Source organism: Streptomyces sp. NPDC086554 (assembly GCF_040686095.1).
In the GTDB taxonomy this organism is placed as follows: domain Bacteria; phylum Actinomycetota; class Actinomycetes; order Streptomycetales; family Streptomycetaceae; genus Streptomyces.
Genome location: NZ_JBFBJK010000012.1, coordinates 119,967 through 141,776 on the forward strand (window position 1 = coordinate 119,967; position 21,810 = coordinate 141,776).

A 21,810-nucleotide genomic window follows, 5' to 3' on the forward strand; every position below is an offset into this window, starting at 1 on the left:
GGTCCAAACAGTGTGATCTGTCACAAGGATGCCGTACTGGTGTCGCATGCCATGCAGGAGGGGGCCAATTGGGGGCCGATCCATGGGGTCAGGGGCGGATGTCAGTGCCGGGCTCTAGGCTGGCCGGGTGTCCAAAAAGCCGGTGAGAGCACAGGCCAAGGGGGCTGGAAGGGTGACCGCACGCCGTGATTCCGCTGTGGGCGAACAGACTTCCTCTGAGCCAGAGAATGCGACAAAAGGGACAAGGGTGCCACCGGTGAGGAAGCCTTCGGCGAAGAAGACGACGGCGGTAAAGAAGACGACGGTGGCGGCGAAGAAGCCCACCTCCACCAAGAAGCCCACCCCAACCAAGAAGCCCACCCCAATCAAGAAAGCCACCCCCACCAAACAGGCCAAGCCCGAGTCCCGTACCGCCCTCGTCCGCCGCGCCCGCCGCATCAACCGCGAGCTCGCCGAGGTGTACTCGTACGCGCATCCCGAGCTGGACTTCGAGAACCCCTTCGAGCTCCTGGTGGCCACAGTCCTCTCCGCGCAGACCACCGACCTGCGGGTGAACCAGACGACACCGCGCCTCTTCGCCGCGTACCCGACCCCGGAGGACCTGGCAGCGGCCAACCCCGAAGAGGTCGAGGAACTGATCAGGCCGACCGGGTTCTTCCGGGCGAAGACGAAGTCGATCATGGGGCTTGCCGCGGCCCTGCGGGACAACCACGGCGGTGAGGTCCCCGGCCGCATAGAGGACCTGGTCAAGCTGCCCGGCGTAGGCCGCAAGACCGCGTTCGTCGTGCTCGGCAACGCCTTCGGAGTCCCCGGAATCACCGTGGACACCCACTTCGGGCGGCTCGTCCGCCGGTGGAAGTGGACCGAGGAGACGGACCCGGAGAAGGTCGAGGCCGCCATCGCCGACCTCTTCCCGAAGAGCGAGTGGACGATGCTCTCGCACCGCGTGATCTTCCACGGCCGCCGCATCTGCCACGCCCGCAAGCCCGCCTGCGGCGCCTGCCCCATCGCCGACCTCTGCCCGTCGTACGGGGAGGGCGAGACCGACCCGGAGAAGGCGAAGAAGCTCCTCAAGTACGAGATGGGGGGCCTGCCGGGCCAGCGCCTCAAGCCCCCGCCGGACTACCCGGGAAAGGCGGCGCCCCCGCTGGGCGCGGCATGAGCGAGGAACCAACCGAGGGGCCACGGGCGTTGTCCACAGTTGGACGGGGGTGCCGATGACGCACGCGAGCGATACAGGCGAGACAACCGACACGAGCGATACGCACATGACGAACGGGAACGGCTTCCAGGGGCACGGCCACGCGGGCACCCCCGCCGAGCACGACCGCACAACCAGCCCCAACGGCCACGTGCGCCTGAGCACCGAAGGCCTCCCCGACTGGCTGGCCCCCGTCGTCCGCGCCGCGGAGACCGTCAAGCCGACCCAGCTCAGCCGCTTCCTGCCCCCGGAGAGCGGCGCCGGACGTCAGTCCGCCGTACTGATCCTCTTCGGAGAGGGCGCCCAAGGCCCCGAGCTGCTCCTCATGGAGCGCTCCGGGAGCCTCCGCTCGCACGCCGGCCAGCCGTCCTTCCCGGGCGGCTCCCTCGACCCCGAGGACGGCGATCCGCAGACGGACGGCCCCCTGAGGGCCGCCCTGCGCGAGGCCGAGGAGGAGACCGGGCTCGACCCCAGGGGCGTCCAGCTCTTCGGCGTGCTGCCCCGCCTCTTCATCCCGGTGAGCGATTTCGTCGTCACGCCCGTACTGGGTTGGTGGCGTTCACCCAGTCCCGTAGGTGTGGTCGATCCGGCCGAGACGGCCCGCGTCTTCACGGTTCCCGTGTCCGATCTCACGGATCCCGACAACCGCGCGACGGCCGTTCATCCGCGCGGCCACGAAGGCCCCGCCTTCCTCGTCGAATCCGCTCTGGTCTGGGGATTTACGGCCGGGGTGATCGACAAGATCCTGCACTTCGCGGGCTGGGAGCGCCCCTGGGACCGTACGAAGCAGGTCCCGCTCGACTGGCGCGCATGACAAGGTTGCGGGGACGTGGCGACCGCGATGCGAGGCGAGGATTGAATCGGTGAACGTGCTGGACATCCTGTTGGTGGTCGCCGCCGTGTGGTTCGCGGTCGTCGGCTATCGCCAGGGATTCGTCGTCGGCATCCTGTCGGTGATCGGTTTCCTGGGCGGCGGCCTCGTCGCGGTGTACCTGCTGCCCATCATCTGGGGCGCCCTCACGGACGACAAGCAGGCGGTGGGCACGACGGCCGCCGTCGTCGCCGTCGTCATCGTGATCGTCTGTGCCTCGATCGGCCAGGCCTTCACCACGCACCTCGGCAACAAGCTGCGCAGATACATCACCTGGCAGCCCGCCCGCGCCCTGGACGCGACGGGCGGCGCCCTGGTCAACGTGGTGGCGATGCTCCTCGTCGCCTGGCTGATCGGCTCCGCCCTCGCGGGCACGACGCTGCCGACGCTCGGCAAGGAAGTCCGTAACTCCAAGATCCTGCTCGGCGTCTCGCGCGCCCTGCCCAACCAGGCAGACACCTGGTTCGCGGACTTCTCGTCCGTCCTCGCACGCAACGGCTTCCCGCAGGTCTTCAGCCCGTTCTCGAACGAGCCCATCACCGAGGTGCAGGCCCCCGACCCGGCGCTCGCCAAGAGCGCGGTCGCGACGAAGGCCAAGCAGTCCATCGTGAAGGTGCAGGGCGAGGCCCGCGGCTGCGGCAAGGTCCTTGAAGGCACCGGCTTCGTCTTCTCCGACCGCCGCGTGATGACGAACGCCCACGTGGTGGGCGGCGTGGACGAGCCGACGGTGCAGATAGGCGGAGACGGCAGGACGTACGACGCGAAGGTCGTGCTCTACGACTGGGAGCGCGACATCGCCGTCCTCGACGTGCCGACCCTCCAGGCGCCCCCGCTGCAATTCACGTCCAAGGACGCGGCCAGCGGTGACAACGCGATCGTCGCGGGCTTCCCGGAGAACGGTCCGTACGACGTGCGCCCCGCGCGCGTGCGCGGCCGCATCACGGCCAACGGCCCGGACATCTACCACCGGGGCACCGTGCGCCGCGATGTGTACTCGCTGTACGCGACCGTCCGCCAGGGCAACTCCGGCGGCCCGCTGCTCACGCCGGACGGCAAGGTGTACGGCGTGGTGTTCGCGAAGTCCCTCGACGATCCGGACACCGGTTACGCGCTCACGGCCGACGAGGTCCGCGAGGACATCGAGGCCGGCCGCACCGCCAACCAGGAGGTCGACAGCGAGGGCTGCGCGCTCTAGCCGGGCGGGGGCGCCGTGGGGTCTTGGTTCGCCATGGGGCCTCGGTCGCGATGGGGCCTTGGTCCGCGGCCTCAGTCGCGCGTATGACGCAGCCGCGCCGAGACCCAGCGGGCCCTGCGGCGCAAGATGCGTGGAATGCCGATGCCCTGAGCAGGGCCTTCATGGCCCGGATCGTGCGGGCCGCCCCCCTCATGACTGTTCAGCGCTGTGGCCGAGCGGCGGTTGCGTGCTGCGTCACTGTAGTCGTGCGTCCAGCCCATACCCCGACGTGTGCCCGTGCCTCAAGGTCGGTAACCGCGCCCAGGGGCCCCAATTGGCCTATGCGGGGGGCAAGTGGCCGTTCGAGGAACGGATGTTCGCCGCCACCCTTGTGAGGCTCACCGATCCGGCTCGGGATCCTTCAACCAGTTGACCAGCTCGGTCGAGAACGCAACAGGGTCCTCTTCGTGAGGAAAGTGGCCGAGGCCGTCGAACAGGCGCCAGCGGTACGGCGCTTCGACGTATTCGCCGGAGCCCGCCGCGCTCCTCGTACGCATCACGGGGTCCAGGGATCCGTGCAGATGCAGCGTGGGGACCTGCACCGGCCGCTTCATGCGGCGGTTGAACTGGATGCCGTCGGGGCGGGCCATCGAGCGCACCATCCAGCGGTACGGCTCGATCGAGCAGTGCGCCGTCGATGGGATGGTCATGGCCCGCTGGTACGTCGCGACCGTCTCGTCGTCCGGCAGGTGCGGCCCCGACCAGTCCCGCACCAGACGACCCACCAGGGCCCCGTCGTCCGCGACGAGTTGACGCTCCGGCAGCCACGGCCGCTGGAAGCCCCAGACGTACGACCCGGCGGCGGTCTGCTTGCGGTCCGACAGCATCGCCGAGCGCCAGCGCCGCGGATGCGGCATCGAGGAGACGGCGAGGCGGCGCACCAGCTTGGGCCGCATCACGGCCGCCGTCCACGCCAGATATCCGCCCAGGTCGTGCCCGACGAGCGCGGCGTCCGGCTCACCGAGGGAGCGGACGACGCCCGTGATGTCGAGCGCGAGGTTCGCCGGGTCGTAGCCGCGCGGCGTACGGTCGCTGCCGCCCACGCCCCGCAGGTCCATCGCGACCGCACGGAAGCCCGCGTCGGCGAGCGCCACCATCTGGTGCCGCCAGGTCCACCAGAACTGCGGAAAGCCGTGCAGGAGCAGCACGAGCGGCCCCTCGCCCATCTCGGCGATGTGGAAGCGCGCGCCGTTGGCGGCGACATCCCGGTGCGCCACCTTTCTCCCGCCGGGGACTTCGACGCGTACGAGCGAGGGCGGCTGGGCCGAAAGAGGGGCGGGGTCCGTCATGAAGACGAGCGTGCCACAGCCGGGGCCTTCTCACCGACACGGTCGACGACGGCACCCACGGGGCTCACCGCGCGGGGGTGCGGCTTGACGTTCCCCAGTACGGCAGCCGTCTCCTTCGCCGAAGCGGCCGCCTTCTGCGGGCCCCTGCCCTTCTTGGCCTTCTTCGCGAAGATCACGCCGATGAGCGCGAGGAGCCCCGCGACCAGCACATTCGCGGCGAAGGACAGAACGAAGCAGATCGCCATGTTCCAGCCGCTCCAGGTGCGGATGCCATAGGCGAGGGCGAAGCTCAGCATCGGCAGCGAGAAGATCAGCACCGTCACCGCCGCGATGAACGCGGCACCGCCGATCGCACCGCGCTTGACGTCCTGCCGCAGCTGCGCCTTGGCCAGCGCGATCTCGTCGTGCACCAGCGCCGACATCTCGCTGGTCGCCGTGGAGACCAGCTGGCCGAGGCTGCGCTCGGTGCCGACGGGCCCGTCGGGTGCGCTCATCGCGTACTCCCTCTTCCGTAAGCGTGCATAAGCCTGCTCGGATACGTCTGTTGTTCAGTTACGACAGTTCAGATGCGACTGCTCAGCCAAGTCGGCTCAGCCAAGTCGGCTCAGCCAAGTCTGCGCAGATAAGTCTGCTCAGATCATGCCGGACCCTCGTCATCGGCGCGTGCCCCGCCCGACACTTCGGCAAGCCTGCGGTGCTCGGCGGCCTTCTTCTCGTAGATCGCGGCCATCCGCAGGTGGTACTCGGGCTTGTCCTGCTCGTAGATGTCGGGGATGCCGTCGAGGTCGTCGTCGCGCTCCTCGTCGGCCACCATCGCGCGGTACTTGGCGTTGCGGACCTTGAGCAGGATCGCGGAGAGCACGGCCGCGATGAGCGAGCCGATCAGGACGGCGGCCTTGATCTCGTCGGTGAGCAGCGGGTCCTCGGTGAAGGCGAGTTCGCCGATCAGGAGCGAGACGGTGAAGCCGATCCCGGCGAGCGAGGCCACCGCGAAGACGTCCGGCCAGGCCAGTTCGTCGTTGAGCTCGGCCTTGGTGAAACGTGCCGCCAGCCAGGTGCCGCCGAAGATGCCGACCGCCTTGCCGACCACGAGACCGAGCACCACACCGAGCGTCTCCGGCTTGGTGAATACGTCCCCGAGCGCGCCGCCCGACACCGCGACACCCGCGCTGAACAGCGCGAACAGCGGCACGGCGAGGCCCGCGGAGAGCGGGCGCACCAGGTGCTCGATGTGCTCGCCCGGCGAGTGCTCCTCGTCGTCGTGGCGGGTGCAGCGCAGCATCAGGCCCATCGCGACACCGGCGATGGTGGCGTGGATGCCGCTGTTGTACATCAGGCCCCAGATGACCAGGGCCAGCGGAACGTAGATGTACCAGCCGCGTACGCCCTTGCGCAGCAGCAGCCAGAAGACCGCGAGGCCGACGACCGCGCCGCCGAGCGCCGCGAAGTTGATGTCGCTGGTGAAGAAGACCGCGATGATCAGGATCGCGAAGAGGTCGTCGACGACGGCGAGCGTGAGCAGGAAGGCGCGCAGCGCGGACGGCAGGGACGTGCCGATGACCGCGAGGACCGCGAGCGCGAAGGCGATGTCGGTGGCGGTCGGCACCGCCCAGCCGTCCAGGGAGCCGCCGCCGACCGTGTTGGTCAGGAAGTACACGAGGGCGGGCGCGGCCATGCCGCAGAGTGCCGCGACGACGGGCAGCGCGGCGGCCTTGGGGTCGCGCAGATCGCCGGCGACCAGCTCACGCTTGAGCTCGATGCCGGCGACGAAGAAGAAGACGGCGAGCAGTCCGTCGGCGGCCCAGTGCTGGATGGAGAGGTCGAGGCCGAGCGAGCCCGGACCTATGTGGAAGCCGCTCACCGACCTGTACGAGGCCGTGGCCGTGTTCGCCCAGATCAGCGCGGTGACGGCGGCGACGAGGAGCAGGACACCGCCGACGGTCTCGGCACGCAGCGCGTTCGCGACGAAGTTCCGCTCGGGCAGCGAGAGCCGTCCGAGTACCTTGCGATTGTTGCTGGGTGCTGGCGCGGCCACGGGGGTCGACCTCCGGTCGGTAGGCAGGACGAATCACATGCCGACCAGACTTCCCGGCGCACCTAGGTATTTCTTGTCGCGTCTTCTTGTCGTGTTGTTGACGCGATCCTTAGCTTACCTAACATGCGACCGGACGTATCCGGTGATCTTCACCTTATGCGCGAGAGGGGCATCCGGCGCGTGCCGGATGCCCCTCCCATGTACGCCAGCTGTGGCGCCCCGAAGGGGCGCGGGGCTGTGACATGTGCGGCTCCGCCGCGTGGGCGCGACCAGCCCGATGCACCCGCAGCCGATCAGCCCAGTTCCCGCAGGTCAGCGAAGTTTCAGTCCTCGCTCGGCGCAGCCGGCAGCTTCGTCTGGATCAGGTCCATGACCGAGGAGTCGGTCAACGTCGTGACGTCACCCAGCTCCCGGTTCTCCGCGACGTCCCGAAGGAGCCGCCGCATGATCTTCCCGGACCGCGTCTTCGGCAGCTCCGCCACCGGCAGGATCCGCTTCGGCTTGGCGATCGGGCCGAGCGTCGCGCCCACGTGATGACGAAGGTCCGCGACGAGCCCTTCGGCCTCCGCGTCGGCGGAACCCCGCAGGATCACGAAGGCCACGATGGCCTGACCGGTCGTCTCGTCCGCCGCGCCCACGACCGCCGCCTCGGCGACGGAGGGGTGCGAGACGAGCGCCGACTCGACCTCGGTGGTGGAGATGTTGTGCCCGGACACGAGCATCACGTCGTCCACCCGGCCGAGCAGCCAGATGTCGCCGTCCTCGTCCTTCTTGGCACCGTCACCGGCGAAGTACTTGCCTTCGAAGCGCGACCAGTAGGTGTCGATGAACCGCTGGTCGTCGCCCCAGATGGTGCGCAGCATCGACGGCCACGGCTCGGTCAGGACGAGATAGCCACCGCCGCCGTTCGGAACTTCCCGTGCCTCGTCGTCGACGACGGTGGCGGAGATGCCCGGCAGCGCGCGCTGGGCGCTGCCCGGCTTGGTCTCGGTGACGCCCGGCAGCGGCGAGATCATCATCGCGCCGGTCTCGGTCTGCCACCAGGTGTCCACGATGGGGCAGGTGTCGGCGCCGATGTTCCTCCGGTACCAGATCCACGCCTCGGGGTTGATCGGTTCACCCACGGACCCGAGCACCCGCAGGCTGCTGAGGTCGAACTTCGCGGGGATGTCGTCGCCCCACTTCATGAACGTACGAATGGCCGTCGGCGCCGTGTAGAGGATCGTGACGCCGTACTTCTGGACGATCTCCCAGAAGCGCCCCTGGTGCGGGGTGTCGGGCGTGCCCTCGTACATGACCTGCGTCGCGCCGTTGGCCAGCGGCCCGTACGTGATGTACGAGTGCCCGGTGACCCAGCCGATGTCGGCCGTGCACCAGTAGACGTCGGTCTCCGGCTTGAGGTCGAAGACGGCGTGGTGGGTGTACGCGGCCTGCGTGAGGTAACCGCCCGACGTGTGCAGGATGCCCTTCGGCTTACCCGTCGTACCCGACGTGTAGAGGATGAAGAGCGGGTTCTCCGCGTCGAAGGCCTCCGGCGTGTGTTCGGTGGACTGCCGCTCGGTGAGCTCGTGCCACCACACGTCGCGGCCCTCGGTCCACGTACCCCCTGCCTCTTCGAGGGACTGGCCGGTACGGCGTACGACGAGGACGTGCTCGACGGAGCTTCCCTCGCGCGAGACGGCGTCGTCGACGGCGGGCTTGAGCGCGGTTGGCTTGCCCCGGCGGTAGCCGCCGTCGGAGGTGATGACGACCTTGGCGTCGGCGTCCTTCACGCGCGTGGCGATGGCGTCCGCGGAGAAGCCGCCGAAGACCACGGAGTGCGCGGCGCCGATGCGGGCACAGGCCAGCATCGCCACGACGGCCTCGGGGATCATCGGCAGATAGACGGCGACGCGGTCGCCCTGCCGAACTCCCAGCTCGGTCAGCGCGTTGGCCGCCCGGCTGACCTCGTCCTTCAGCTCGGCATAGGTGATGGCCCGGCTGTCGCCGGGCTCACCCTCGAAGTGGATCGCCACACGGTCGCCGTTGCCGGCCTCCACATGGCGGTCCACGCAGTTGTACGCGACGTTGAGCTTGCCGTCGGCGAACCACTTCGCGAACGGCGGGTTCGACCAGTCGAGCGTCTCGGTCGGTTCGGTGGCCCAGGTCAGCCGGCGGGCCTGCTCGGCCCAGAAGCCGAGCCTGTCAGCCTTGGCCTGTTCATACGCCTCCGCGGTGACGTTGGCGTTGGCCGCCAGGTCGGCCGGCGGCGCGAACCTTCGCTCTTCTTTAAGAAGGTTGGCCAGGCTTTCGTTGCTCACGACATCTCCCATTCCCAGGGTGTCCGTTGTGTCCCAAGCCACAGCTCATCAGACGGATACCCCTGGTGACAAGAGCCTGCCGAAAATTGGTTTAGACCTTTACTTGGGCGGGTGGCTCATCCTCCGGTGCCGGTGTCACCTGGTCGAAGACCTCCTCCTGAGCCTCGGTCAGGAGATAGGCCTGCGCCTCACCGACGTGGAAGTACATCCCGTGCAGCTCGAGCGCGCCGTCGGCCATCCGCCGGGCCACCGCCTCATGGCCGCGCAGATGCTCCAACTGCTGCACCACATTGGTCAGACAGAGCTGCTCGACCGCGTCGGCGGGTGCCCGCCCCGCCAGTCGCGCCCAGGCCTTGTCGGCGTCGTACGCCGCCATGCGCTCAAGGCTCGGCATGCCGTGCCGCAGCCACCGCCGCAGGGGCGTCTGGGTGCCGCCGGGCGGCGTGTTGAGCAGGGCCTGCATCGCCCCGCACCCGGAGTGCCCGCACACGGTGATGGACCGCACCTTCAGCACGTCCACGGCGTACTCGATCGCCGCGGCCACCGAGTCGTCCCCGCTCTCGGCACCCGGCAGCGGCACCAGATTGCCGACATTGCGTACGACGAAGAGGTCGCCGGGGCCGCTCGACGTGATCATCGATGTGACGAGCCGGGAGTCGGCGCAGGTCAGGAAGAGCTGTGAGGGACGCTGCCCCTCGCGCGCGAGGCGGGCCAGCTCGCCGCGCACATGCGGGGCCGTGTTCCGCTGGAACGCGCTGATGCCGCGCGCCAGTTGATGCCCGCTGGGCCGCTCGCCGCGCGGGGTCTCCGCGGGGCGGTCGCAGTGGTGGTTGCGCCAGGCCGTCCAGGGTCGGCAGCAGGAGTGCGATGTGCTCGCGGGCTCGGCGATCCGTGTCCCCGCGCGCCCGGTCACCTCGACACTGCCGCCCTGCGCGGTGTGCGCGTCCTGCCAGCACTGCAGCGCCTCGTACGCGGCATGGTCCATGAAGGAGCCGTCCAACTCGACGATGGTCGCGGTCCCTTGGGGTACGAGATGCAGCGCCCTGCTGAGCCTGGGCACCGCGAGGAACGTCAACTGCCCGCGCACACGGACGTGATGGACGTCGTCCTCATGGGCGTGCGTGATCCGCGTCCGGGCGAGGCGGTGCAGCGCGACGGCCACGGCGACGGCGACGCCGAGAGCCACGCCTTCGAGCACGCCCAGGAAGACCACGCCGAGTGTGGTGATCGCGTAGACGGGGATCTCTCGGTGGCGGGTGATGGTGCGGATGTGGTTCAGGCTCACCATCTGGATGCCTACGGCCATCACCAGGGCGGCGAGCGCGGCGAGCGGGATCAGCTCCAGGACGGGGACGAGCAGCAGGGCGGCTACTACTACCCAAACGCCGTGCAGCATCGTGGAGTTCCTGCTGACGGCGCCCGCTCGTACATTGGCCACGCTGCGCACCGCGACCCCGGCGACCGGCAGTCCGCCGAGCGCGCCGGAGACGACATTGGCGGCGCCCTGCCCGAGCAGCTCCCGGTCGAGATCGGAGCGGCCGACGCGGGACTGCCCCGCCGCCCGCCGGGAGGTGAGCTTGTCCACGGCGACCGCCCCGAGCAGCGACTGCACCCCGCACACCAGCGTGACGGTGAGCACCGCGGCGACGAGCCCGAGCACGGGTCCTTCCGGGAGCCCGGCCAGCGCGTGACTGCGCCACGACGGCAGGTCGACCTTGGCGAGGCTGAGTCCGGCGACGCTGGCACAGGCGGTCGCCACCGCGACGGCGACGAGCGGCGCCGGTACGACGCGCAGAACTCTCCCCGGGCGTCCGGGAATCCGCGGCCAGACCAGCAGGATCGCCAGCGTCAGAAGACTGATCGACAGGGCGGCCGGGTGCAGATCGGCCAACTGGGCGGGCAGCGCACGGAGATTGTCCGGCACGGAGCTCTGCGGGGTGCCGCCGAGCACGATGTGCAGCTGGGCGACGGCGATGGCGACACCGATGCCGGCGAGCATGCCGTGCACGATGGCGGGGCTGACGGCGAGCGCCGAGCGGGCCACGCGCAGGCAACCGAGGCCGAGTTGGGCACATCCGGCGAGGACGGTGATGGCGCAGGTGGTGCGCCATCCGTAGCGCTGGATGAGGTCGGCGGTGACGACCGTGAGGCCGGCGGCGGGGCCGCTCACCTGGAGCGGTGATCCGCCGAGCCGCCCGGCGACGAGTCCGCCGACGGCGGCGGCGACGAGCCCCGCCTGGAGCGGTGCTCCGGTGGCGAGCGCGATGCCGAGGGAGAGGGGCAGGGCGATCAGGAAGACGGCGATCGACGCGGAGAGGTCGGCGCCGGAGATGCGGAAATTGCGGAAGCGGTGGGACTTGCCGGACGGCGGCCCGTGGGGCTCGTGGTCGTGTGAGGCGTGGGCCGAGTCGGTGGCGTGGGCGGGGGCACAAGCGGTCATGGTTTCCCGTCTCCTCCGGGGCAGCGCGGTCGCGGGACAAGGGGTCCTCCGGCGGTCTCCGGAGGGCGGGGTCGCGGCCGTGGGTCACGGCGTTGCAGCGGCGGGATATCTCAACTCTCGGTAAATGAATCGTAATGGAGAGTAAAGACCCTGGGTGAATAAATGGGTCAAATGGGGCATTGAATCACCCTGGCGAGTGAATAAGCCTATTCGTCGGCTTGTCGTACCCCGTCTCCCGTGCCCCCGTGCGACGTTGGCGACGTCGTCGGCATTTCACCGCAATTAGGGCCTAATGCCTGCGATGCCCCTTGCGGTGATCCCTGCAGCGAACCCTGCGGTGCTCCCCGCAGCCCCCTGCCCCGACTCGAAGCCGATGTGAAGGAAGAAGGTGGGCGGAAGATGGCCGCCATCCAGAGGATCCAGCGGATCGCCGCGGGCATCACCGCCCTCGTGGCATGCGTCGCGGCGCTGGCCGGTTGTGCGGGCGGCGACGCCGGCACCGCTGCCAAGAAGGGCGCGCACGGCCCCGGGAAGGCGGCTCCCGCCCCGGCGCCCAAGAGTGCGGTCCGCATGATCGGCGACGGCTCCACCGCCTTCACCGGTCAGCAGCCGCACCTGCCGAGACCCGCACGCCTCAAGCCGGGCAAGAAGCCACCCCAGTTCGTGGTCTTCTCCTGGGACGGCGCGGGCGAGGACAGCCAGAAGCTGTTCTCGCACTTCCGCAAGGTCGCCAAGCGGAACAACGCGACGATGACGTACTTCCTCAGCGGCGTGTACCTGCTCCCCGAGGAGAAGCGCAAGCTCTACAAGCCGCCGCAGCACCTGTCCGGCAGCTCGGACATCGGCTTCAACGACCGCAAGGGAATCAAGGACACCGTGGACCAGCTCCGCGGCGCCTGGCTCGAGGGCAACGAGGTCGGCACGCACTTCAACGGCCACTTCTGCGGTACGAACGGCGGCGTGGGCCAGTGGTCGGTCGCCGACTGGAAGTCCGAGATCGGCCAGGCCAAGTCCTTCGTCAAGGCCTGGAAGACCAACACGGGCCTGAAGGGCGCGCAGCCGCTGCCCTTCGACTACGACAAGGAACTGATCGGCGCCCGCACGCCCTGTCTCGAAGGCCAGGAGAACTTCATGCGGGCGGCCCGCGAGCTCGGCTTCCGCTATGACACCAGCGGCGTCAACAACCAGCTCTGGCCCAAGAAGAAGGACGGCCTCTGGGACCTGTCGATGCAGCTGGTCCCGGTCCCCGGCCGCAAGTTCGAGACGCTCACCATGGACTACAACTTCATGGTGAACCAGTCGGGTTCGACGTCCCAGGGCGATCCGTCCAAGCACGAGTACTGGGGCGACCAGATGCGCGACGGCCTGCTCCAGGGCTTCGACCGCGCCTACAAGGGCAACCGCGCCCCGCTGATCATCGGCAACCACTTCGAGTCCTGGAACGGCGGCACGTACATGCGCGCCATCGAGGAGACGGTCGAGTCGGTCTGCACCAAGCCCGCAGTGCGCTGTGTCTCCTTCCGGCAGCTCGCCGACTGGCTCGACGCCCAGGACCCGCAGACCCTGGAGCGCCTCACCAAGCTGCCGGTCGGCACGGCCCCGAAGGGCGGCTGGCCGTCCTACCTCTCGGCCCGGCCCGCCCCGGCCCCGAAGGGCGTCCCGGGCGCCCCGGCGGTCAAGCCGTAGCGCCCAGAGGGGTGTTCAGGCCGTAGCGGCCAGCCGCTCGCGCAACACGAAGTCGGGGTCGACCTGGCCCGCCAGGTCGGCCCCCGTTCGTTCGTTGCCCCAGCTCTGTGCGTTCTTCAGGTGGAAGTGCACCATCTGGCGTGTGTAGCGCTCCCAGTCGCGGCGTTCGTACGAGGCGTCGGCGGCGGACTGAAGTGCTTGCAGGGCAAGGCGGTTGGTGGCCTCCAGGCGCTCGAACCGGGGCGGTCGGCCCTTCTCCATGGCGCGCACCCAGTCCGAGTGCCCGACCGTCACCAGGAGGTCGTCGCCCACCTGCTCACGCAGGAAGTCGATGTCCTCCTGGCCCTGCACCTTGTTGCCGACGACCCGGAGTGCGACCCCGAAGTCCCGTGCGTATTCCTTGTACTGGTGATAGACCGAGACTCCCTTCCGGGTCGGCTCGGCCACCAGGAATGTCATGTCGAAGCGCGTGAACATGCCGGAAGCGAAGGAGTCCGAGCCGGCGGTCATGTCGACGACCGCGTACTCGTCGCGCCCGTCGACCAGGTGGTTCAGACACAGCTCCACCGCCCCCGTCTTGGAGTGGTAGCAGGCGACACCGAGGTCGGCTTCGGTGAACGGCCCTGTGACCATCAAACGCACGGCGGCGTCGTCGAGTTCCACCGTCCGGGCACACGCGTCGTACACCGGGTTGTCCTCGCGCACCCGAAGCAGCCGCGAGCCCTCGCCGGGCGGCGTGGTCTTGATCATTGTCTCGGCGGAGGAGATCCGCGGGTTGGAGCCGCGCAGATAGTCCTTGATGAGCGGAAGGCGCGCCCCCATGGCGGGCAGTTCGGCGGCGACCGTGTCGTCGAGGCCGAGCGCGGGGCCCAGGTGCTGGTTGATGTCGGCGTCCACGGCGAGGACCGGTGCGCCGGTGGCGGCGAGGTGGCGGATGAAGAGCGAGGACAGCGTCGTCTTGCCGCTGCCGCCCTTCCCTACGAAAGCGATCTTCATGTTCACCAAGGGTAGCCTGATGATCACCTGACGTATCCATTCGGCGTGAAGAAGACCACTCCTTCGTGGGGCGGGCGCGTGGTGTGCGTAGGGTCGTACTCATGAGTACGACAGCTGATCCGCTCGCCGCTCTGGGCGCGCTGCCCGGAGTGAGTGACTCCGTGGACTCCGTGCGCAAGGCCGTGGACCGGGTCTACGGCCACCGGATCATGCGGCGCCGCAGCAACGAGGTCACGTCCGAGGCGGCCCTGCGCGGCGCGCGCGGCTCCGCGGCGCTCTCCGGCGCCGAGTGGGCGCTCGAAGAGGTGCGTCGGCGCAGCGACTTCAGCGGCGACGACGAGGCGCGCACGGTCGGCGCGGCCCTGCGGTTGACCGCCGAGGCGGGGCAACTCCTGTCCATCTGGCGGCAGTCGCCGCTGCGTGTCCTCGCGCGCCTGCACCTCGTCGCGGCGGCGGAGGCCGACGAGTCGGCGGGGCGGCCGCGCCTCGCGGGCGAGCCGGTCGACGAGCCGCTGGTCGAGCTGAAGGTGCCGGACTCCGAGGAAGTGGCGGGGCGCCTGGAGGGGCTCTCGCAGCTGATCATCGCGGGGAGTTCCGCACCGGCCCTGGTGACGGCGGCCGTGGTGCACGGGGAGCTGCTCAGCCTGCGGCCCTTCGGCTCGCACAACGGCCTGGTCGCGCGCGCGGCCGAGCGCATTGTCCTGGTGGGCAGCGGGCTCGACCCGAAGTCCATCTGTCCGGCTGAGGCGGGGCACGCCGAGCAGGGCCGGGCTGCGTACGTCGCGGCGCTCGACGGCTATGCGTCCGGGACCCCGGAGGGGATGGCCGCCTGGATCGCCCACTGTGGGCGTGCGGTCGAGCTGGGGGTCAGGGAGTCGACGGCGGTCTGCGAGGCGCTGCAGCGCGGCGCGGCGTAGAAGACCCCACACAGGGTTGCGGCGGTACGAGTTCTCGTACCGCCGCTGGCATGTTCACCGTGTTACCAAGCGTCCTCGAAGGTTGCCCATCAGGTCGGGAACATTGCCCGTCACCTGGTGCGGCTGGCCCGTAATCGACGGGTCGACGTCGCGTGGGTGCTCGATGTCCATGCTCCGGTCCGTGGGGCCGTGGTTGCGTTTGAAGGTAATCCTCTCGGATGTCCTTGGTCTCGCGGGCCGTTGACTCCTTTGTACTCCTGTCCTGGGGTAAGCGGAAGTCCTGGCCCTACTTCTTTACTTTTAGGTTCAAATAAGGGTGAATCGGGCGCGGGTCGTCCGGCGCCTGCTGGCGAACCAGACGAGGCCCGCGGTGGCCGCGGCGGCGCCCACCGCCGCCACCGCCACGAGCGCCGGACGGGACGGCTTCCGCCGCCGCTCCTTGAGCCGCACCGGGCGGTGGAAGTCGAGAACCGGCCACCCGCGCGAGAGGGCCTCGCGACGCAGCGCGCGATCGGGGTTGACCGCGTGCGGATGCCCGACGGACTCGAGCATCGGGACGTCGGTCACCGAGTCGCTGTAGGCGTGGCAGCGGTCGAGGTCGTATCCCTCGGAGACCGCGAGCTCCTTGATGGCGGCCGCCTTGGTGGGGCCGTAGGCGTAGTACTCCACCTCGCCCGTGAAACATCCGTCGTCGCCCACGACCATTCGGGTGGCGACCACGCGGTCCGCACCCAGGAGCTCCCCGATCGGCTCGACGACCTCGGCGCCCGAGGTGGAGACGATGACGACGTCGCGGCCCGCGGTGTGGTGCTCCTCGATGAGGGACGCGGCCTCGTCGTAAATGATCGGGTCGATCAGGTCGTGCAGCGTCTCGGCGACGATCTCCTTGACCTGCTGCACGTTCCATCCGCGGCAGAGCGCGGACAGGTACTCGCGCATCCGCTCCATCTGGTCGTGATCGGCGCCTCCGGCGAGGAAGACGAACTGCGCATAGGCGGTCCTGAGTACCGCCCTGCGGTTGATCAGGCCGCCTTGGTAGAACGACTTGCTGAAGGTGAGAGTGCTCGACTTCGCAATGACCGTCTTGTCCAGGTCAAAGAAGGCGGCTGTGCGAGGCAAGGAGTGGTTTTCCACGAGCCCGAGCATAGGCGCCCACCATTCGGCGTAAGGTGAGGCGCGTGGGTTTGCCTGAGAAGGCTCTCGGGTACACCATGGAAGTCACGGATCGTTCGCGACCGTGCTAACCCGGTCTGGCTCCTCCCCCCCCGAGTCGGACCGTGGGGACGACCCCCGCTCTCCCCCCCGGCGGGGGTCGTCGCATGTCCGGATGGGTTTTACGGGCTTCGTGCGACTCCGATCCGATCACGTGACGCGTCAGGGCCGCCGATTCGGCGGCCCTTTCGCTTGCCCAAGATCCGTCACTGTGCGTAGCCGTCAGGCTGCTCTGCGGAAGTCTTCGGGATGTCACCGGTATGGGTGAAGGGGATATTCACAGCCCACGTCTTGTCCACAGTAATTGACCAAGATCCACACGATTTCCGGGATCGCTGCACGCTGATTCCGCTCGTTCCGCACGCGAAGTTCATGGCCGGATTGCTTTGGCCGGTTCTTCGCCGATGTGGAACGCGGCATTCACGGGGCTTGTAGTGAGAGGGGGCAGGAGATCGTGGCTGGAGTGATTACGGACGACAGGCCGCCGCAGTCCGACGGACGGCAGAGCGGACCGCTGATCGTCACGGAAGATGTGGACCTGCTGGACGACCTGCTGCGGCTGTGCGCCGCGGCGGGCGCGCGACCCGAGGTGCAGCACGGGGTGCCCGAGCGCAGAGGCGGCTGGGACGCCGCCCCGCTCGTGCTGGTCGGGGACGACGCGGTGGACCGGGTGCGGGGGGCCGCGCGCAGACGCGGGGTCGTGCTGGTCGGCCGGGACCAGGACGATTCCGGGGTCTGGCGGCGTGCGGTGGAGATCGGCGCCGACCATGTCCTCGTCCTGCCCGACGGCGAGCGCTGGCTGGTGGACCGCATCGCCGACGTGGCCGAGGGCGTGGGGCGGCCCGCGCTCACCGTGGGGGTGATCGGCGGGAGCGGCGGCGCCGGCGCGTCGACGCTGGCCTGCGCGCTGGCCGTCACGGCGGCCCGTGCGGGGCGGCGCACGATGCTCGTCGACGCCGACCCGCTCGGCGGCGGGCTCGATGTGCTCCTGGGCGGTGAATCGGCCGACGGGCTGCGCTGGCCCGCCTTCGCCCAGTCCAGGGGGCGAGTGGGCGGTGGCGCCCTCGAGGAGTCGTTGCCCGAGCTGCACTCCCTGCGCGTCCTCAGCTGGGACCGGGGTGATGCGGTGGTCATTCCGCCGGATGCCATGAGGGCGGTGATCGCGGCCGCCCGCCGCCGGGGCGGGGTGGTGGTCGTGGACCTGCCGCGCCGGGTGGACGAAGGAGTGGCCGAGGCGCTGGCCCAGGTGGATCTGGGGCTCCTGGTGGTACCGGCGGAGCTGCGCGCGGTGGCAGGGGCACGACGGGTCGCGTCGGCGGTGGGGATGGTGCTGCGGGACCTGAGAGTGGTGGTCGGCGGTGGTGCCCGTGGCCCGGCAGGTGCGGGCGGCTTCGGTGGCCTCGGCTGCTTCGATGCGGAAGAGGTGGCCAGGCTGATCGGGCTGCCACTGGTGGGTGAACTTCCCAGAGAGGCCGGACTGTTGGCGGCGCAGGCCGGGGGCATGCCGCCCGGAGGCGTCGCACGGGGGCCGCTCGCGCGCTTTTGTACGGCCTTCTGGGAGCGGGTCTCTGCCGACGCCACCGGAGGCGGCTCATGAGCGCCGTCGTCGGGGCCAGGATGCTGGACGGAGTGCGCCAGTGGCTCGCCGAGAGCGGCACCGAGCCGACACCGGCCCGGGTCGCCGAGGCGCTCCGGGCGCAGGGCAGGGTGCTCGGTGACGCGGAAGTCCTGGGCGCGGCCGCGCAGTTGCGTTCGGAGCTGGTGGGCGCCGGGCCGCTGGAGTCCTTGCTTGCGGACGCCTCGGTGACCGATGTGCTGGTGTCCGCTCCCGACCGGGTGTGGGTGGACCGGGGCGGCGGCCTTGAGCTGACCACCGTGTCCTTCGAGGATGCGGCGGCCGTGCGGCGGCTCGCACAGCGGCTTGCGGCCGTGGCGGGGCGCCGGCTCGACGACGCGAGGCCTTGGGTGGACGCACGGCTCCCGGACGGCACCCGCCTCCATGCGGTCCTGCCCCCGGTCGCCGTCGGCTCGACCTGCCTCTCCTTGCGCGTCGTACGTCCCAAGGCCTTCACCCTCGCGGAACTGGTCGCGGCGGGCACGGTGCCGCCGGGCGGGGACCGGGTGCTGCGGGCACTGCTCGACGCGAGGCTCTCGTACCTGATCAGTGGCGGGACAGGCTCAGGCAAGACGACGCTGCTGAGCGCCCTGCTCGGCCTGGTCGGGCCGGGGGAGCGGATCGTGCTCGCCGAGGACTCGGCGGAGCTGCGCCCCGACCACCCGCATGTGGTGCGCCTGGAGGCCAGGCCCGCGAACCAGGAGGGCACGGGGCAGGTGGGCCTGGACGACCTGGTGCGGCAGGCCCTGCGGATGCGGCCCGACCGGCTCGTCGTGGGCGAGGTGCGGGGCGCCGAGGTGGTCCATCTGCTGGCCGCGCTGAATACGGGCCATGAAGGCGGCTGCGGCACGGTGCATGCCAACGCGGCGGGGGATGTGCCCGCCCGTCTTGAGGCACTGGGCACGGCGGCGGGGCTCGACCGGGCAGCGCTGCACAGCCAGTTGGCGGCCGCGCTGTCCGTGGTCCTTCATCTCGTACGGGACCGGACCGGCCGGCGGCGGATCGCCGAGGTGCATGTCCTGGAGCGGGACCCGTCGGGGTTTGTGGTGACGGTGCCTGCGCTGCGGTGGGGTGAGCGGTCCTTCGTCCGGGAGCGCGGCTGGGAGCGTCTTGACGGGCTCCTGGGCGGCGCCGGCCGGGGCGGCCTTGGGGGTGCGGGGTGAGCGCGGCGGGAGTGGCGGTGCCGGTCTGGGCGGCGGCTCTGTGCGTGGGAGGTGCCGCCTGGCTGTTGGCCGGGCGGGACCGGGCGCTGTGGCGGGCGAGGGCGGTGCTCGGTTGCGGCGCTGCCGCGCCGGACGGCTCGGCGTGGCGGCGGGCGGTGGCCGCGGTGAGCGGGCGGGTGCGGCATGAATGGTGGTGCCTGGCGGGCGGGGTGGCGGTCGCGCTCCTGGGGGAGTCCGTGGTGCCGCTGGTCGTGGGGGTGGCGGGGGTGCCGTTGATACGGCGTGTGCGGCGGGCCCGGGACGCGCGGATCGCGGGGGAGCGGCGGGCCGCGGAGGTGATCGCGCTGTGCGGAACGCTCGCGGGAGAGGTGCGGGCGGGGCGGCAGCCGGGCGAGGCGTTGAAGGTCGCGGCCGGTGGTTCGGATGCCGGGGGCGGTGTCGGGCTGGGGGAGGCGCGGGCTGCGGTGCTCGCGGCGGCGCGGTTCGGCGGGGATGTGCCGGGGGCGCTTGAGGTGGCGGCGCGGGAGCCGGGGGCGCAGGGGCTGTTGGGGCTCGCGGCGTGCTGGCGGGTGGCGGTGGACCGAGGCGCCGGGCTCGCGGCGGGGCTCGAAAGGCTGGAGGGCGCGCTGCGTTCGGAGCGCGACCAACGCGCCGATCTTCGGACCCAGTTGGCGGGAGCCCGGTCCACTGCGGTGATGCTCGCCGGATTGCCGGTGATCGGGCTGCTCATGGGCAGCGCACTTGGCGCGGCACCGCTGCGGGTGCTGCTGCACACGGGGGCGGGGCTCGGGTGCCTGGTGGTGGGCGGTGCGTTGGAGGGCGCGGGCGTGTGGTGGGCGCTGCGGATCGTACGAGGGGCGGAGGAGCGATGAGCTTGGTTGTCCACAAGCTGGGGGTGGCCGTGTGGGGAGCCGTGGCTGTCCTGTGGCTGGCGTCGACGGTGCTGGCGGCGCGACGGGAGCGGGCGGTGCGGTGCCGGACGGGGGTGGTCCTTGGCGCGCCGGTGGGCGTGCCGGTTTCTCGCAGGCCGACGCGGACGTGGCCCTGGCGGCAGGAAGCGCGGAGGAGATGGCTCGTGGCGGCCGGTGCGGCGAGTGCCGGGTGGGTGCTGGTCGGGGGGATTCCGGGGGCTCTGCTGGGGTTGGGCGCGGGATACGGGGTGTTGCGGTGGTGGCACGGGCGGAGTGAGGCGGCCCCGGAGTTCGACGCCGCGGAGGCGTCTCGGCAACTGCCCTTGGCTGCTGATCTGTTGGCGGCCTGTGTTGCGGCGGGCGCGGGACCCGTGGTGGCCGCTCAAGCTGTGGGCGAGGCCCTGAAGGGACCGGTCGGTGAGCGGTTGGCGCGCGGGGCGGCGGAGGTACGGCTCGGAAGCGAACCATCCGATGCCTGGCGGATGTTGGCCGCGATACCGGGCGCGGGGGCGCTGGCAGGCCTGCTGGAACGGGCTGGCGAGTCAGGGGCTCCGGCGGCGGAACCGGTGGCGCGCCTCGCCGCTGACTGCAGAGCGGAACGGGGTCGTACGGCGATGGCGGCGGCGCGCAGGGCCGGCGTGCTGATGACAGCGCCGGTGGGGCTGTGCTTCCTGCCCGCGTTCATCGCGGTAGGGGTGCTGCCGGTGGTGATCGGGCTCGCGGAGGGCCTGTTGAGCGGCTGAGCAACCGATGAGGTGCGCCGCCGAACTGGCGGAATGTACTGAACTGACCGAATTTTCATGGGGGTTGAGATGCGGGGACAGCTGTGTGCGCGGGTGCTGCGACGCGGGGTGCGTGCGGTGCGTGCGGTGCGTGCGGTGCGTGGGGACTCGGGGATGGTCACTTCGGAGTACGCGATGGGGCTGATCGCGGCGGTGGGGTTCGCCGGGCTGCTCTACAAGGTGGTGACGAGCGGGCAGGTCAGGGCGGCGCTGCAAGCGGTCGTGGAGAAGGCGCTCGATGTCCAGTTCTGAGAGGGCTCCAGGCGGGCGGACATTCCGGCGCCCGTTCCGGGAGTGCGAGCGGGACCGGGGATTCGTGACCGCTGAGGCTGCCGTGGTGCTGCCGACGCTGGTGCTGTTCACGATGGCGCTGGTCTGGGCACTGCTGACTGCGTCCGCGCAGATCCAGTGCGTGGACGCGGCGCGGGCCGGGGCTCGCGCGATGGCCCGGCAGGATCCCAGGAGCGCGGCGGTGGCGGCGGCCCGCCAGGCGGCACCGCGAGGTGCGGCGGTGCAGGTGCGGCGGGACGGAGACCTGGTCCGCGTGGCGGTGGTGGCCAACTCGCCGGGACCGGAAGCGCTGGGGCTCGGGCTGCGGCTGCGGTCGGAGGCGGTGGCGTTGGCGGAGGAGACGGTGGGGGTGGGGACGTGAGGGGCGATTCCCGGCGGTCGGCCGTCACCGCCACCGCAGCGTCGGATCGTGGCGCCGCCACCGTCTGGGTCGTCGTCGTGATGGCCGTGTTGTGCGTGATCTGCGGCGCGGTTCTGGCGATGGGGCAGGTGATCGTTGCCCGCCATCGGGCGGGCGGCGCGGCGGACTTGGCGGCGCTCGCGGCGGCGGACCACTGGATGGAGGGGCGCTCCGGGGCGTGCGCGCGGGCGGGGCGGGTGGCCGAGGCGCAGGGGACGCGCATCGTGCGCTGCGCGGTGCACGGCGAGCTCTCGGACGTCACCGCGGCGGCGGAGTTCGGGCCGTTCGTGACGGAGGTCAGGTCGCGGGCGGGTCCTGCGGGACCGGCTGTTCCGGGGCCGGGTGCCCCGGGACCGGCCGCTCCGGGGCCGGGTGCAGCTGCCCGGCAGTCACTGGCCCGGCAGTCACTTGGCCTGGAGGCACTTGCCCCGCAGTCGGATGCTCTGGAGGCACTCACCCCGCAGCCA

The 21,810-nt window shown here is 70.6% G+C and carries 19 protein-coding genes and 1 pseudogene; 12 read left to right on the forward strand and 8 right to left on the reverse strand.

Annotated elements, in window-relative coordinates; all coding sequences use genetic code 11:
* Positions 1–127: 127 nt before the first annotated feature.
* Genes nth through AB0O76_RS21455 form a run of 3 tightly spaced genes read left to right on the forward strand, consistent with a single transcriptional unit; the run spans position 128 to position 3,267 of the window.
* Entirely contained in the window at positions 128–1,162 is a 1,035-nt protein-coding gene (nth, locus tag AB0O76_RS21445; protein ID WP_365493439.1) for an endonuclease III, read from the forward strand.
* 55 nt (positions 1,163–1,217) lie between these two features.
* On the forward strand, positions 1,218–2,015 hold the full coding sequence (locus AB0O76_RS21450; RefSeq protein ID WP_365493442.1) for a CoA pyrophosphatase: 798 nt from the start codon (positions 1,218–1,220) through the stop codon (positions 2,013–2,015).
* Between the two features lie 49 nt (positions 2,016–2,064).
* Entirely contained in the window at positions 2,065–3,267 is a 1,203-nt protein-coding gene (locus tag AB0O76_RS21455) for a MarP family serine protease (protein WP_365493445.1), read from the forward strand.
* 71 nt (positions 3,268–3,338) lie between these two features.
* Here AB0O76_RS21455 and AB0O76_RS21460 read toward each other — a convergent pair whose 3' ends face one another.
* The 6 genes from AB0O76_RS21460 to AB0O76_RS21485 form a co-directional block, all read right to left on the reverse strand.
* Positions 3,339–3,527 carry a hypothetical protein gene (locus AB0O76_RS21460; RefSeq protein WP_135333949.1) on the reverse strand — a complete coding sequence of 63 codons (189 nt, stop codon included), beginning with the start codon at positions 3,525–3,527 and terminating at the stop codon, positions 3,339–3,341.
* Positions 3,528–3,644: 117 nt separating this feature from the next.
* Positions 3,645–4,595: an alpha/beta hydrolase gene (locus AB0O76_RS21465; RefSeq protein WP_365493448.1), complete on the reverse strand. Its 951-nt coding sequence runs from the start codon at positions 4,593–4,595 to the stop codon at positions 3,645–3,647.
* Positions 4,592–5,089 carry a phage holin family protein gene (locus AB0O76_RS21470; RefSeq protein ID WP_365493451.1) on the reverse strand — a complete coding sequence of 166 codons (498 nt, stop codon included), beginning with the start codon at positions 5,087–5,089 and terminating at the stop codon, positions 4,592–4,594. The genes AB0O76_RS21465 and AB0O76_RS21470 overlap by 4 nt, the downstream gene beginning before the upstream one ends.
* A 143-nt stretch (positions 5,090–5,232) precedes the next feature.
* On the reverse strand, positions 5,233–6,630 hold the full coding sequence (gene nhaA / locus AB0O76_RS21475) for a Na+/H+ antiporter NhaA (RefSeq protein WP_365493454.1): 1,398 nt from the start codon (positions 6,628–6,630) through the stop codon (positions 5,233–5,235).
* Between the two features lie 323 nt (positions 6,631–6,953).
* Positions 6,954–8,972, reverse strand: coding sequence for an acetate--CoA ligase (gene acs / locus AB0O76_RS21480; protein WP_365493457.1), 2,019 nt, complete (start codon positions 8,970–8,972; stop codon positions 6,954–6,956).
* A gap of 49 nt (positions 8,973–9,021) precedes the next feature.
* On the reverse strand, positions 9,022–11,370 hold the full coding sequence (locus AB0O76_RS21485) for a SulP family inorganic anion transporter (protein ID WP_365493460.1): 2,349 nt from the start codon (positions 11,368–11,370) through the stop codon (positions 9,022–9,024).
* Positions 11,371–11,769: 399 nt separating this feature from the next.
* On the opposite strand from AB0O76_RS21485, the gene AB0O76_RS21490 reads away from it, so the two are divergent.
* Complete coding sequence (locus tag AB0O76_RS21490; RefSeq protein ID WP_365493462.1) at positions 11,770–13,056, forward strand: hypothetical protein; 1,287 nt, start codon at positions 11,770–11,772, stop codon at positions 13,054–13,056.
* 15 nt (positions 13,057–13,071) lie between these two features.
* Here the strand turns inward: AB0O76_RS21490 and AB0O76_RS21495 are convergent, their stop codons facing one another.
* On the reverse strand, positions 13,072–14,052 hold the full coding sequence (locus tag AB0O76_RS21495; RefSeq protein WP_365493465.1) for an ATP-binding protein: 981 nt from the start codon (positions 14,050–14,052) through the stop codon (positions 13,072–13,074).
* A gap of 101 nt (positions 14,053–14,153) precedes the next feature.
* Between AB0O76_RS21495 and AB0O76_RS21500 the strand changes: the two genes are divergently transcribed.
* Complete coding sequence (locus tag AB0O76_RS21500) at positions 14,154–14,969, forward strand: oxidoreductase (protein ID WP_365493468.1); 816 nt, start codon at positions 14,154–14,156, stop codon at positions 14,967–14,969.
* A gap of 306 nt (positions 14,970–15,275) precedes the next feature.
* On the opposite strand, the gene AB0O76_RS21505 is transcribed toward AB0O76_RS21500, so the two are convergent.
* Positions 15,276–16,115 (reverse strand): HAD-IB family hydrolase, encoded by an 840-nt coding sequence (locus AB0O76_RS21505; protein WP_365493471.1) that lies wholly within the window; start codon positions 16,113–16,115, stop codon positions 15,276–15,278.
* Between the two features lie 520 nt (positions 16,116–16,635).
* On the opposite strand from AB0O76_RS21505, the gene ssd reads away from it, so the two are divergent.
* The 7 genes and pseudogenes from ssd to AB0O76_RS21540 form a co-directional block, all read left to right on the forward strand.
* Complete coding sequence (gene ssd, locus AB0O76_RS21510; RefSeq protein ID WP_365493474.1) at positions 16,636–17,778, forward strand: septum site-determining protein Ssd; 1,143 nt, start codon at positions 16,636–16,638, stop codon at positions 17,776–17,778.
* On the forward strand, positions 17,775–18,959 hold the full coding sequence (locus tag AB0O76_RS21515; protein WP_365493477.1) for a TadA family conjugal transfer-associated ATPase: 1,185 nt from the start codon (positions 17,775–17,777) through the stop codon (positions 18,957–18,959). Before ssd ends, AB0O76_RS21515 begins: the two co-directional genes overlap by 4 nt.
* Positions 18,956–19,831, forward strand: coding sequence for a type II secretion system F family protein (locus tag AB0O76_RS21520; RefSeq protein ID WP_365493480.1), 876 nt, complete (start codon positions 18,956–18,958; stop codon positions 19,829–19,831). Before AB0O76_RS21515 ends, AB0O76_RS21520 begins: the two co-directional genes overlap by 4 nt.
* Entirely contained in the window at positions 19,828–20,613 is a 786-nt protein-coding gene (locus tag AB0O76_RS21525) for a type II secretion system F family protein (protein WP_365493483.1), read from the forward strand. The genes AB0O76_RS21520 and AB0O76_RS21525 overlap by 4 nt, the downstream gene beginning before the upstream one ends.
* 69 nt (positions 20,614–20,682) lie before the next feature.
* Positions 20,683–20,904 carry a DUF4244 domain-containing protein gene (locus AB0O76_RS21530; protein WP_365493486.1) on the forward strand — a complete coding sequence of 74 codons (222 nt, stop codon included), beginning with the start codon at positions 20,683–20,685 and terminating at the stop codon, positions 20,902–20,904.
* Positions 20,891–21,304, forward strand: coding sequence for a TadE family type IV pilus minor pilin (locus AB0O76_RS21535; RefSeq protein ID WP_365493489.1), 414 nt, complete (start codon positions 20,891–20,893; stop codon positions 21,302–21,304). The genes AB0O76_RS21530 and AB0O76_RS21535 overlap by 14 nt, the downstream gene beginning before the upstream one ends.
* Positions 21,301–21,648, forward strand: a pseudogene (locus tag AB0O76_RS21540) (Rv3654c family TadE-like protein); the annotation flags it as partial. The gene AB0O76_RS21535 and the pseudogene AB0O76_RS21540, both read left to right, overlap by 4 nt.
* Positions 21,649–21,810: the final 162 nt, after the last annotated feature.

Bases quoted from the DNA above. Each gene is read 5' to 3' on its own strand.
- AB0O76_RS21465 (WP_365493448.1), bottom strand. From the start codon at position 4,595: ATGACGGACCCCGCCCCTCTTTCGGCCCAGCCGCCCTCGCTCGTACGC.
- AB0O76_RS21500 (WP_365493468.1), top strand. From the start codon at position 14,154: ATGAGTACGACAGCTGATCCGCTCGCCGCTCTGGGCGCGCTGCCCGGA.
- AB0O76_RS21485 (WP_365493460.1), bottom strand. From the start codon at position 11,370: ATGACCGCTTGTGCCCCCGCCCACGCCACCGACTCGGCCCACGCCTCA.
- AB0O76_RS21505 (WP_365493471.1), bottom strand. From the start codon at position 16,115: ATGCTCGGGCTCGTGGAAAACCACTCCTTGCCTCGCACAGCCGCCTTC.
- AB0O76_RS21525 (WP_365493483.1), top strand. From the start codon at position 19,828: ATGAGCTTGGTTGTCCACAAGCTGGGGGTGGCCGTGTGGGGAGCCGTG.
- AB0O76_RS21495 (WP_365493465.1), bottom strand. From the start codon at position 14,052: ATGAAGATCGCTTTCGTAGGGAAGGGCGGCAGCGGCAAGACGACGCTG.
- AB0O76_RS21535 (WP_365493489.1), top strand. From the start codon at position 20,891: ATGTCCAGTTCTGAGAGGGCTCCAGGCGGGCGGACATTCCGGCGCCCG.
- AB0O76_RS21460 (WP_135333949.1), bottom strand. From the start codon at position 3,527: ATGGGCTGGACGCACGACTACAGTGACGCAGCACGCAACCGCCGCTCG.
- AB0O76_RS21515 (WP_365493477.1), top strand. From the start codon at position 17,775: ATGAGCGCCGTCGTCGGGGCCAGGATGCTGGACGGAGTGCGCCAGTGG.
- AB0O76_RS21530 (WP_365493486.1), top strand. From the start codon at position 20,683: ATGCGGGGACAGCTGTGTGCGCGGGTGCTGCGACGCGGGGTGCGTGCG.
- AB0O76_RS21470 (WP_365493451.1), bottom strand. From the start codon at position 5,089: ATGAGCGCACCCGACGGGCCCGTCGGCACCGAGCGCAGCCTCGGCCAG.
- AB0O76_RS21490 (WP_365493462.1), top strand. From the start codon at position 11,770: ATGGCCGCCATCCAGAGGATCCAGCGGATCGCCGCGGGCATCACCGCC.
- AB0O76_RS21450 (WP_365493442.1), top strand. From the start codon at position 1,218: ATGACGCACGCGAGCGATACAGGCGAGACAACCGACACGAGCGATACG.